Below are 12,214 nucleotides of genomic sequence, written 5' to 3'. Positions count from 1 at the left end.
TTTTAGGATGATTTTGACCATGTATGATATAACCCACAAAAATATACATCAACGCTATGCTTCTCTTATTCAGCCTATTCTTAAACACAGTCGCTTGGTTATTACAGCCTCCATGTTTGGACTCCTTGGACTAACTGGATGCCAAACCACAACTGGTTTACATCAGCCAACTGCAACCAGCACCTTAGCTGATAGCAAGACGCCCAGCCGTCTACAGGCTTTCAGTATCCGTGGAAAAATTGGTATTATCGTGCCACAAAATACCCAAAACAATGCACAGTCAGGCAGTGCTTTTTATGTGTGGGCGCAAGATGGTGACCGCTTTACCATAGATCTCACGGGAGCTTTAGGCATTGGGCATACCGTCATAGAGTATAATGGTCAAACGGCAACACTAATCAATGAACAAGCAGGTACCATCACTGCCAATAGTCCTGAAGAACTGCTACAACAAGCCACTGGCTGGCAAGCACCCATCTCTCAACTTCCCTACTGGATATCTGGGCGCCCAACGCCTTCGGATAGTGACCTAGACTTTAATAATCAGAATCAGCTAACCAGCGCAACCAATGGTGACTGGGTTGCCAGCTTCGAATACCCGAACAGCAATACACCTAATACGACACTACCCAATCGAATTACAGTCAAAAAACAAGATGGTCATAAGGTGGTTATGACCATTACGCATAGTGAACCAGATTTTCAAACTGCCAATGAGCCTACATCAACACAAGAAAACAGCATCCCTGATACTGCTAATACTGATATCTCGGGTGATGACGAATAATGAAACAGTTTGATACGCCACCATCATTACACATGCGAAGTGTTGCTAAACTCAACCTGTTTCTACATATTACAGGGCGACGTGATGATGGTTATCACAACCTACAAACGGTCTTTCGTTTATTAGACTGGGGCGATACCTTATCATTTTGGCAGACTTCACACTATATAAGCCCGAACTTAACACCCGTGAATGATGCTACAGAGCTAAGTACACAACTCATCACACTACACTGTGATATTGAGCTAACGACCAACCCGCAAGACAACCTAATTATCAAAGCAACACAACATCTGTTGCAGTGGCTATACAAACACCAGTGTCTACCGACACAGCTGCCTATTATCAAGATTCATCTTGATAAACAGCTACCAACCGGCGCAGGTCTGGGTGGAGGCTCATCTAATGCCGCCAGCACACTACTGGCGCTAAATCAGCTTTGGCAACTTAATTTAACCACCAAACAACTGCAACAAATCGGCGCATCCGTCGGTGCAGATGTACCTATCTTTTTATATGGTCAAGATGCCATTGCTGAGGGGATTGGTGAAAAGTTAACTGCCATCCACCTACCAGCACAGCACTACGTCTTGCTCACACCTCAAGCTCACATTAGTACTGCGCAGCTATTTGCCCACCCCGATTTATGTCGCAACATGTCGTCTGTGCCACTGACAGACATTCACCATCAATATACAGACTATCTATATCAGCTCAATCCACCGTATTGCAATGTGTTTGAGCCTGTCGTATGCCAACTTAGTAACCCTGTCCAACAGGCACTAGACTACTTACGCACACTTGAAGGTATTACCCATAGCACAGCACGAATGACTGGCTCAGGTAGCTGTGTCTTCTTGCCTTTTGAGGCACAATATTTGAGCGATATCAAAGATGCCATCCATCAAGCTCCCTGCACAGCGATAATTACAAACACAATCACCAATACTTTCAGTCAAAAGTAAAATAGCAACTTTTGACAATAAAGAACCTATTAATAAGATAAAAATGTGATAACACCAGATTAAAAAACTTGCAATCAAAAAAAATATATGTATAATAGGTCGCCCATACAGGGGTATAGCCAAGTTGGTAAGGCACCAGGTTTTGATCCTGGCATTCGTTGGTTCGAGTCCAGCTACCCCTGCCATTTATACTTTTTTGTATCACCCATCACAGTAGTTAAGCAAAATTAACCACTATGATTGACAACTTAGTCCTAAGTTCGGTATAGTTCGCAACGAACGCCACTAGGAATTATTACAGTATAATGTCTATATTAGACTCTGTAATAATAAGTTTTCCAACCTTTACAGGGGTATAGCCAAGTTGGTAAGGCACCAGGTTTTGATCCTGGCATTCGTTGGTTCGAGTCCAGCTACCCCTGCCATTTTTATCATCCTTTGCGTTCAGTATACTTTTCTAATCATATTTCTTATTTTGAGCAGTTAGACACTGCTTAGTCGTCACTGCTTGAGTCAATCAATAGGACGTTTGTCATGCCTTATTTGGCGATTTTTACTGGTAATGCCCACCCCGAACTGGCAAAAACCGTTGCCGACCACCTTCATATACCCCTTGGTAAAGCTGATGTTACTCGATTTTCTGATGGCGAAATTGCTGTCGAAATCAAAGAACATGTTCGTGGTAAAGACGTTTTTATCCTACAGCCTACCTGCGCGCCTACCAATGATAATTTGATGGAAATCATGGTCATGGCAGATGCGTTGCGTCGCTCTAGTGCTGGGCGTATCACTGCGGTCATGCCTTACTTTGGTTATGCTCGCCAAGACCGCCGTCCCCGCTCTGCTCGTGTACCTATCTCTGCCAAAGTCGTTGCTGATATGTTAAACATCGTTAGCATTGACCGTGTCATGACTGTAGATTTACATTCAGACCAAATTCAGGGATTCTTTGATATTCCAGTCGATAATATCTACGGCACACCTGTGTTATTAAGAGACTTATTACAGCAAGACTATGATAACTTAATGGTTGTCTCACCGGATGTTGGCGGTGTGGTGCGCGCCCGTGCCATGGCAAAACAGCTTGGTGATACCGATCTGGCGATTATTGATAAACGTCGCGCACGTGCAAATGAGTCACAAGTGATGAATATCATCGGTGATGTTCGTGATCGTGATTGTGTGATTGTCGATGATATGGTCGATACCGCAGGAACTCTGTGCAAAGCAGCGCAAGCGCTAAAAGATAATGGCGCACGCCGAGTACTTGGCTACATCACTCATCCTGTTTTATCTGGTAATGCCCTAAAAAATATCAGTGAATCAGCACTGGATGAGATTGTGGTCACAGACACTATCCCATTATCTGCTGAAGCCAAAGCCTGTGATAAAATCCGTCAAGTAAGCATTGCCTCAATGCTGGCAGAAAGTTTACGCCGGATCAATAACGAAGAGTCTATCAGTGCGATGTTTGAATATATCAACTAAGCACGACTCATAAACACAATTCAAGTGCTTTAAAACGAGTTATAAAAACCGTTATCTCTTATAGATAGCGGTTTTTTATTGGATTCTTTTTAATAAAAGGCGTATAATACCGCCTCTTCTTTTATCCAAGTATCAGCAACTGCGAGCTTGGGTATGTATGCCGATGCAAGATACACTTATCCTAGCTGATAACTCATATCCATCGCATGCAACAACTTTTGATGTACACAATAGCAAAGCTGGTCGCAAGTTTTATATTAAGTGCATCCCCTTTCATAAATTAAGGATACTCCCATGAGTAACGAACTATACACTGTAACGGGCATTGCTCGTACTAAAGAACAGCAGGGCAAAGGTGCGAGCCGCCGCCTGCGTAAGCAAAACCTAATTCCTGCCATCATCTATGGTGGTAATGAAGAGCCAACTGCTATCGCTATCCGTGCCAATGAGCTAGTTAAACTTCTTGATAACGAAGCATTCTTCTCAAACATTCTAACCATCAATGCTGATGGCGAAGAACATCAAGCAGTTATCAAAGACTTACAACGCCACCCAGCCAAAGGCTACCCAATGCATGCTGACTTCCAGCGCGTTGTAAAAGGTCAGAAGATTCACATGAATGTTCCAGTTCACTTTGTGGGCAAAGAAGAAGCGCCTGGTACAAAAGAAGGTGGTATCTTATCTACATTGGTATCAGATATCGAAATCGTTTGTATCCCATCACAACTGCCAGAATACTTGGAAATCGACGTATCAGGTATGTCTATTGGTGATTCTTACCACTTGTCAGACATCAAGCTACCAGAAGGCGTTGTTATTCATGAGCTTGAAATTGAAGACGGTACAGACCGTACTATCGTCAACATGCAGCCACCTACTGTGGAAGAAGTTGATGAGCCTGCTGAAGATGTTGATGCAGATGAAGTACCAGCCACTGAGCAAGGTGGTGACAGCGCTGAAGACAGCGAAGGTGATGACGCAGAATAATCATTCTGTATATTTCACAATATCGTAAATAGCATTACTTGCAAAAGTACTGTCATTTATCTGTCGTTTTATCTTGGTCAAGTCTCATACTTGACCCCACTAAAGGCATATGGATATGATATGCCTTTAGTTGTATCTACCTTTTATAAAAATATTTCGTTTGGAAGTCAGCATGTCACCATTAAAACTTATCGTTGGTCTAGGCAATCCAGGGCAACAATATGCACAGACTCGTCACAATGCAGGATTTTGGTTTGTCGAGCAACTGGCAGATAAGTTTAATATTGACTTATCACTCGACAAAAAATTTCACGGGCTGACTGGACGTGGGCGGATTTTTGACCATGATGTGCGCTTATTATTGCCCGTCACATTTATGAACAAGTCCGGACAGTCTGTTGTACCAATGGTAAATTTTTATGATATTGCCAATACCCAAATTTTGATTGCGCATGATGAGTTAGATATTCCTGCTGGTAGCATTAAGCTAAAAACAGGGGGTGGACACGGAGGTCATAATGGACTGCGTGACATCACACCACATATTGGCAATGATTTTCATCGTTTACGCATCGGTATTGGGCATCCAGGTCATAAGTCCAAAGTCAGTGGTCATGTTCTTTCAAAGCCATCACCTGATGATCAGGTTGCCATTAATTCTGCCCTAGATGCTGCTCATGATGCACTATCGCTACTTATCAGCGGTGATATTGAAAAAGCACGCAACCACATTAACGGCTTTAAGCTTCCAGATTAGTACCACAGTCCACCAAGCCTATCATGATGTATAATGATGATAGTAGCAAATGACTTTAAATCTCAAATGCTACCCCCATAAAGAAGTTACTACCACCACTTTTCCACATCGTGTTATTGTTTTACTACTCTTTGTGTACCCTATCAAGGAAACCCTTATGTTACTTACCATGCTCAAATGCAAGCTACATCGCGCCCGTGTCACTCATGCAGACCTCCATTATGAAGGCTCTTGTGGCATTGATGGTAATCTTTTAGATTTGGCTGGCATTAAAGAAAATGAGTCTATTGACATCTATAACGTCAATAATGGCAAGCGTTTTCGTACTTATGCCATCCGTGCTGAAGCTGGCTCAGGTATCATCTCTTTAAATGGTGCTGCGGCACATATGGCTGACCTTGGTGATATTGTGATTATCTGTGCCTATGCACAGCTTGATGAAGCTGAAGCAGATAACCATAAGCCAAAGCTGGTTTATTGCAATGAAGACAATACAGTGAAAGATACTGCCAATATCATCCCTGTACAAGTGGCTTAAACGACATTTTGTACGCTCCCAATTAAAAAGCCATTTACTTATTTAGTAAATGGCTTTTTTGCTGTTATTCACCTATGCTCTTCATATCCCTACCTAAAATACATGTGGTAAGGCTACAACTGCTTACTTACTCGCTGGCATGTGCTTTTTCGTATTCTTCATGCTCGACTTGATATAATGCACCCAAACGCTGCTGTAAGTCTGTATCGAGGATTTTTTTGGCTTGTTTGAAAAACTCATCTTCCTCTTCTTTGAGGTGATGGCGCACTTTATCAATCAGCTTGGCACATGCTTCATCCCAAGTCTCTTGCCCGACTCGTCCATCTTCTAAGGTTTCAATCAGCTCATCCATCTCATGATGCTCTGTAATGGCATGACGAGATAACTCTAAGCCCTCATCATGTTGCATCACAGGGATATACAAATGACGCTCTTCAGCGGCAGCATGGGCATGTAACTCTAGCTTTAGCTCAGAAAATATGGCTTTGCGCTTTTGGAAATCTTGCTCACTTTCTAACTGCTCACACATATCACGCTGTACTTCGTGATTGGCAATCAATGCTGCAAAAATATCTTGTTCTAAATCAACACTGGCTTGCTTATTCATGGCTATTTCCTCTCTTCGCTAGAATATATCGCTAAAAAAGATACTATAGCTGATTTACACAATAAACACTGTCATGACATTACTTCAGTTTTATGTGAAAGTGTGAGTAACGCAAGCCATTCTTATTTATATTAGTGCTAAGCGCTATCACATGCGATAGTCTATGAGCTGCCAGACATCATTTATTCTTTTTTTTGCGATTTTTAAAGGATTGCCATAAGCTTTCATGCTGAATTTTTGGCATTTTCAAGGTCACGGTATTGGATAATATGTCATGCACTGCCAATCCGCGCCGATTAAACAGACAAAAGGCATAGTTAAAAATTAATCCAAAAAAAGCACTGCTTAACATGGCTGCCCGTGCTTCACTAGAAAAACCATGCAATAAACCAGCAACGATGGCACACAGTACAGGTATCACACACGCTGATAAAATACGTTTGATAGTTTGCCCCCAGTCAAGTAATTTGCCTTGAGCTGTCACCGTTTTTAATCGCCATGTTTGCATGCCTAATGTCTGTCCAGAGCGCCGCCAAAATACGCCATAAAATCCAATCAAGGTTAATACAAACGAAGGGGTCATCACCAAGTTTTGGTACCAATTTGGTAGCTCTTGTGCCTCATCAGAGTTAACGCCGATATCCATCGTTAAGTTTGTACCAATGACAGTTAATACTGTACCAACCAAAAAAAGCAACGCCAAAATCAACATACCATCGTATACAATGGCAATCATTCGTGTACTAGCACGAGCAATTTTTGGCTCATCGGATGTATTTCTACGAGACGTCTGCATAGATGGTAACCTAAAAGAGAGTCAGGCGTATCAATAGCCTGATAAAGGGGTTATATGGTATGAAAAATTATATGCGTTGATACGCGTTGGATTATAGCAACTCTGGCATAGAGAAACCAATCCTTCGTATCAAGTGCATCTTGAAGAGTATGATGATGAGCTAATAATTTTTAGACACAAAAAAATCGCCGAAGTCATTAACTGGCGATTCAATATCATCATATATGATGGGTGTATTTAGCAAATGGTGCGCCCGGAGAGATTCGAACTCCCGACCCCTTAGTTCGTAGCCAAGTGCTCTATCCAGCTGAGCTACGGGCGCATGATATTGCTATTTTCATTATCTGTTATCAAATATTAATTTTGATTACTGGATAATGAGTTGGTTATTATAGTGATTATTTTCACTGTGTCAACCACTTTTTACTCTATTTTTTATTTTAACCGTTATAAATAACACTCTGTCTATTTATAACTTGATAAAATCATCAAATAGATAAATGGCGGTGAAGGAGGGATTCGAACCCTCGATACGCGATTAACGTATGCACCCTTAGCAGGGGTGTGGTTTCAGCCACTCACCCACTTCACCGTGGTCAGTTATGTTGTTATGATTAACTCATATCATCATATGCTGTGGGCGTGTATTATAACAAAGCAAAAATAAATTGCAAGTGTTGTGCTAAGATTTCTAATAAATGACTTCTCGTAAATATGGGTATTTTACCTTTATAGTTGAAGAATACGAAAACAGATACTTTTAAACTTTATATCAAAGGAGGATTTATGCGTCCAGTTGTGTTGTGTTTTTCAGGATTAGACCCCTCTGGTGGGGCAGGTTTACAGGCTGATATTGAAGCCATCGGTGCAAGTGGCGCACATGCAACAGTGGCATGTACTGCCATTACCGTTCAAAGCTCTCAGCAAGTCTTTGGCTTTGAGACCTGCTCGGCAGAGTTAGTCAAACAACAAGCACAAGCTGTCCTTGATGACTTACCTGTCGCTGCCATTAAGTCAGGCATGCTCGGCTCAACCGATAATATCACCATGCTTACTGAGCTATTTCGCTCAGGCGTTATTCCCACATCGACACCTTTTGTATTAGACCCTGTGTTAGTTGCCAATAGTGGGGGTAGTCTTGGTGATGAAAAGACCTTAGTTACTGCCTTTGCAGAGTTGCTCCCCTATGCAACTTTAATAACACCCAACACTCACGAGTTACGCGCCTTGAGTGGTGAGCAAGACTTACATATGGCAGCAAAAAAACTATGCTCTCAGGGTGTCAAGGCGGTATTGGTCAAAACGTCACATGACTTTGAGACTGGAGATATTGACCAATATTTATATGTGAATGGTGAGATGGTACATCACAGTGTTTTGACTCGATTACAGGGTGAGTTTCACGGCTCTGGCTGTTCACTTGCCAGCTATCTGGCAGGACGCTTGGCTCAGGGAGAAGCATTGATTGAGGCTGTTAAACAGGCAGATAACTGGATACATCATGTCTTATCACATGCTGATGTGCCACATCCACAAGATGATAAAGCACAGCTAATACCCAATCGCTTTGCGCATCATACAGAAACTATCTGATACTGTCTTTCATTCGGTATGTCTGCAATAACCTACCAACCAAGATTTGAAGAATAAAATAAGGCGTGGTAACTATTTTATTACCACGCCTCTATAAAAATCCATTGTATTGTTAAGTATGATTAGCCAAGCATTGGAATCATATTACTACCCACGGTACGTATGACTATCTCTGCCAAATAGATGACAAAGAAGGCAACGATGGGTGATAAGTCCAACATACCAAGATTGGGGGTAATCCGACGAAACGGTGCTAAAATTGGCTCAGCCAACTGCATGATGATACCTAAAATGGGGTGCATCTTTTGGGTAAAAACCACAATCCAACTGATAATGATAGAGCCCATAATCAGATATCGACACATACTTAAAAAGTCTAAGGCTAATGTGGTGGTGGCAAAGAAAAACAGCTCAATTGGTGAAACACCCTGCCCGCCCAATGCAGCATTACCAGAGATGCTAATCAGACGTAATAAGAACATCAAGACAATCGCCGCTAAACTGACCCGACCTTGGGCGATGGTTGGAAAAATACGCCCAAACAAATCCACTACCTGTGTTGCTTTATATGCTGGCATTGCATAAGGGTTACGACGGTCTATACCCGCAAACTGCAACATAAAACGTATAAAAATCAGCAACATGGCAAACCTAATGACCATGTTAAATATATCACTCAAAATACTATCCATTCATGCTTACTCATCATCTGGTTTGATTAATTGTAACTTTTTCTTCGTTCATATTTAGTCATGATTATGATAACTAATTCATCTCATCACTAATCTGCTGACTACGTGTATAGCATGCTTGCATGGCTTTTTGAATCAATGCACCAACTTCATCGCTTTGCATCGATTCAATGGCAGCTTGGGTTGTACCATTGGGTGAGGTCACATTTCGACGTAATTTTTCAGGTGTATCCTCACTGGTGATGCTCATCTGTGCTGCACCCAATACGGTTTGCATTGCCAATGCTGATGCCTGTTTGCGAGATAAACCAAGCTCAACGCCACCTTCAATCATCGACTCAATAAAGTAAAAGATATAAGCAGGGGCTGAGCCAGAAACTGCGGTCACGGCATGCATATGCGCTTCGTCTTCTACCCATAGCACCAATCCAGATGCCGCCATCACTTCTGTCGCCAGTTGCTTTTGCTCACTACTGATATCATCTGTGGCATATAGCCCTGTTGCACCCATTTGAATCATTGCTGGGGTATTTGGCATGGCACGAACAATTTGTGTATAACCACCAAGCATCTGGCTCAAGCTTTGAGTTGATAAGCCAGCAGCAACAGAGATAACCAACTGATTATTTAATGCTGAAGCAAACTCTGCAACCACACTTTTCATCACTTGCGGTTTGACTGCCAATACGACAACATCCGCACCTTCAATGGCTTGGGCAATACATTCTTCTGGTGTCGCAGTATTAAGCCCTTTATTCTGTAGATATTCTCTTTTATCCAAGTTTGGGTCAACGACGGTGATATGCTTGGGTGGCACGCCTTTGCCCAATAAACCACTAATCAGTGCCTGAGCCATATTGCCACCACCAATAAAGCTGATTTTTTTATCTTCCAACATAGTGCTTTGCCCCTAAGTTTATATTAAAAACTTTACAATCAAACAAAATATCACCAGATATTGCATAGGTTACATCGTTACTCATATCCAAGTTGATATCTTGTCAAAATGGCGTTTAGTGTAGCATATCGCAGGTTACTTCGTCATGAACATCAACCGTGAGCATCAACTTGTGAAATAAGCTGATGGGACTGCACCAATGCGCTTAACTGCTCTGCATAGTCGCTTTGTAAAACTGCAATACCTGTGATACTGACAAGAAACAAAGGTTGCCACTTCTGTATATCATACTTGTCTACTTTGTCCTGCTCTGTATTTTCTTGCACACATAATGAGCATAATACGACTGAAGGACGATAAAATACGGGCTGATGTAGTGCTTGCAGTAGCTTTTTTCCCGACTTGCTACCTTTACGCCCTGCCAGTCTTAATGGCAAGTCTTTGGGCAATGGCTCAAACTTTAATCGTATCTCCCTAGGCTTTGACTGAGCGCATATCTCAGTCAGATAGACCAGTTGAGACATACCTTGGATAGACCACTCTATCTGGATGCTATCACAACGGGCAGTTTTTAAAAGGACGCTATCCATCATCTGTGACTTTTGGGGCGTTAGTACAAGCTGTTGCTCATTTGGTCGCTGTGCTAACCAGTCTTCCCATTCAGCCCGAAGCCGATATAACTGCCCTTGATGACGGCGAATATGATACGACTGCGTGCCACTTTGCCAATATAGACAGGTTTGGTGGTCACCATCTGTACGCTGACACAGCCGTAGAACATCATCGACCAGACGTTTTGGCGGTGGCAATCCCACCATCAATGCCGATGAAGAAGCACGATTTTGACACTGCGGGGTAAGCCATAAATGCACCAATGCAGACTGACGAGCAGATGGCAACTGTAGCAAGGCTTCAATATCCAGCACTGCTTGCCAGTCAGCAAGCTGTCGATTCTGTCGATGCCCTAGCTCTGTTAGCTTCTGTTTATCGGCTTGCACCTGCTCAGTGACTATCTGACTGGCATCAAGGCACAATAATGCACTACGGGCAATGTTATTACTCAACTGTGGGTAACGTTGGTGCAACTGTGGCAAAATAACACTGCGCAACCATGCACGCTCATTACCTTGCTCTGCTATGCGCTGAGCATTCATTTCTATTTGTGGTGTTGGGTCTGCTAATGTGTTGGTCGGGTCATCAATATAAGGGAGATTGGCTTGCTGAGCATAAGCAGTAATTTGCGCTCGGCTGACTGTTAACCACGGTCGCCATAGACAAATGTGTCTTCCTGCGTGGCTTTTGCTTGACCATGTGCGCATACCTGCCAGTCCTGATACCCCTGCCCCATTAAATAAGCGCATCAGCACCGTCTCAGCTTGGTCGTCACTATGATGCGCCAATATAAGTACATCCTCTTGGTTCATCACCTGCATCATGGCAGTATAACGCCCCTCTCTGGCTGACTGCTCATTGCTTCCTGTCAACTGCGCCTCTAATACACGGCACGGCAATCCCTGCGACTGCGCCCATGCTTGCACCTGTGTCGCCCATGTGGCATTGGCAGACTGCAAGCCATGATTGACATGCAGTAGCTGTGGCAAAAATGGCAACTGCCCCGCCAGATATAACTGCTGACAAATGGCTGACAAACTGAGCGAATCCCGTCCGCCACTACACGCCAGCCACACTCGCCTACCCCGCAACTGCTGACGATGTGCCTTTACACTGTCCAGCAATGCTGTCAACAACGGCATGGCTGTGCGCTCTTTATACATCTGAGAAATCGCAATCTCGGTCATATTGGCATCCTCATCGGAGGGCATAAACTGGCAATCCCATACTGGAAAACCTATAGTCGGCTAGTCGGCTCAATATAAATCAATACAAAACTATTACATCGTCAAAGTCGCTTGCAGTACCTGCTTTTATAAGAATATAAGAGCTGTTACACCTACGCTCGTTTTGCTGATAACAGTATTATCTTGAATTGACTATATCATATAAAACCATGAAGCTGTGTTGAACTCTGGACAGCAAAGCCCCATTAAATATCTAATTCCTGAAAATATATTTTCACAAAAACCATTTTAGCATTGAATGAGAAAT

General features: G+C 42.7%; 12 protein-coding genes and 4 tRNA genes. 9 read left to right on the top strand and 7 right to left on the bottom strand.

From position 1 onward, the window contains the following. Positions 1 to 19: 19 nt before the first annotated feature. From lolB to panD, 8 genes are all read left to right on the top strand, one after another. On the top strand, positions 20 to 787 hold the full coding sequence (gene lolB / locus FHK88_RS03325; protein ID WP_227429367.1) for a lipoprotein insertase outer membrane protein LolB: 768 nt from the start codon (positions 20 to 22) through the stop codon (positions 785 to 787). Beyond that, on the top strand, positions 787 to 1,752 hold the full coding sequence (gene ispE / locus FHK88_RS03320) for a 4-(cytidine 5'-diphospho)-2-C-methyl-D-erythritol kinase (RefSeq protein WP_227429366.1): 966 nt from the start codon (positions 787 to 789) through the stop codon (positions 1,750 to 1,752). Before lolB ends, ispE begins: the two co-directional genes overlap by 1 nt. 109 nt (positions 1,753 to 1,861) lie before the next feature. Next, positions 1,862 to 1,937 (top strand) — tRNA-Gln (locus FHK88_RS03315). Between the two features lie 164 nt (positions 1,938 to 2,101). After that, a tRNA-Gln gene (locus tag FHK88_RS03310) sits at positions 2,102 to 2,177 on the top strand. 109 nt (positions 2,178 to 2,286) lie between these two features. Then, entirely contained in the window at positions 2,287 to 3,240 is a 954-nt protein-coding gene (locus FHK88_RS03305) for a ribose-phosphate pyrophosphokinase (RefSeq protein WP_227429365.1), read from the top strand. A 294-nt stretch (positions 3,241 to 3,534) separates the two neighbouring features. Further along, positions 3,535 to 4,227 carry a 50S ribosomal protein L25/general stress protein Ctc gene (locus FHK88_RS03300; protein WP_227429364.1) on the top strand — a complete coding sequence of 231 codons (693 nt, stop codon included), beginning with the start codon at positions 3,535 to 3,537 and terminating at the stop codon, positions 4,225 to 4,227. Positions 4,228 to 4,399: 172 nt separating this feature from the next. Next, positions 4,400 to 4,984 (top strand): aminoacyl-tRNA hydrolase, encoded by a 585-nt coding sequence (gene pth, locus FHK88_RS03295; protein WP_227429363.1) that lies wholly within the window; start codon positions 4,400 to 4,402, stop codon positions 4,982 to 4,984. A 157-nt stretch (positions 4,985 to 5,141) separates the two neighbouring features. Next, entirely contained in the window at positions 5,142 to 5,522 is a 381-nt protein-coding gene (gene panD, locus FHK88_RS03290) for an aspartate 1-decarboxylase (RefSeq protein ID WP_227429362.1), read from the top strand. Between the two features lie 127 nt (positions 5,523 to 5,649). Here panD and FHK88_RS03285 read toward each other — a convergent pair whose 3' ends face one another. The 4 genes from FHK88_RS03285 to FHK88_RS03270 form a co-directional block, all read right to left on the bottom strand. After that, positions 5,650 to 6,129, bottom strand: a complete 480-nt coding sequence (locus FHK88_RS03285) for a hemerythrin domain-containing protein (RefSeq protein ID WP_227429361.1) — start codon at positions 6,127 to 6,129, stop codon at positions 5,650 to 5,652. Positions 6,130 to 6,307: 178 nt separating this feature from the next. After that, positions 6,308 to 6,925 carry an RDD family protein gene (locus FHK88_RS03280; RefSeq protein WP_227429360.1) on the bottom strand — a complete coding sequence of 206 codons (618 nt, stop codon included), beginning with the start codon at positions 6,923 to 6,925 and terminating at the stop codon, positions 6,308 to 6,310. A 245-nt stretch (positions 6,926 to 7,170) separates the two neighbouring features. After that, a tRNA-Arg gene (locus FHK88_RS03275) sits at positions 7,171 to 7,247 on the bottom strand. A 179-nt stretch (positions 7,248 to 7,426) separates the two neighbouring features. After that, positions 7,427 to 7,517, bottom strand: a tRNA-Ser gene (locus FHK88_RS03270). A gap of 194 nt (positions 7,518 to 7,711) precedes the next feature. On the opposite strand from FHK88_RS03270, the gene FHK88_RS03265 reads away from it, so the two are divergent. Next, the gene (locus tag FHK88_RS03265; protein ID WP_227429359.1) at positions 7,712 to 8,518 is read left to right on the top strand and encodes a hydroxymethylpyrimidine/phosphomethylpyrimidine kinase; all 807 of its coding nucleotides are present in this window, start codon (positions 7,712 to 7,714) and stop codon (positions 8,516 to 8,518) included. 122 nt (positions 8,519 to 8,640) lie between these two features. Here FHK88_RS03265 and FHK88_RS03260 read toward each other — a convergent pair whose 3' ends face one another. The 3 genes from FHK88_RS03260 to tilS form a co-directional block, all read right to left on the bottom strand. After that, the gene (locus FHK88_RS03260; RefSeq protein ID WP_227429358.1) at positions 8,641 to 9,198 is read right to left on the bottom strand and encodes a YggT family protein; all 558 of its coding nucleotides are present in this window, start codon (positions 9,196 to 9,198) and stop codon (positions 8,641 to 8,643) included. A gap of 85 nt (positions 9,199 to 9,283) precedes the next feature. After that, entirely contained in the window at positions 9,284 to 10,108 is an 825-nt protein-coding gene (gene proC / locus FHK88_RS03255; RefSeq protein ID WP_227429357.1) for a pyrroline-5-carboxylate reductase, read from the bottom strand. Between the two features lie 152 nt (positions 10,109 to 10,260). Continuing rightward, complete coding sequence (gene tilS, locus FHK88_RS03250) at positions 10,261 to 11,931, bottom strand: tRNA lysidine(34) synthetase TilS (protein ID WP_227429356.1); 1,671 nt, start codon at positions 11,929 to 11,931, stop codon at positions 10,261 to 10,263. Positions 11,932 to 12,214 lie beyond the last annotated feature (283 nt).

The organism is Psychrobacter sp. I-STPA6b, assembly GCF_020662265.1.
Lineage (GTDB): Bacteria > Pseudomonadota > Gammaproteobacteria > Pseudomonadales > Moraxellaceae > Psychrobacter.
The sequence above is the reverse complement of the archived record's forward strand: the minus strand, read 5'-3'. Positions and strand labels throughout refer to the sequence as shown.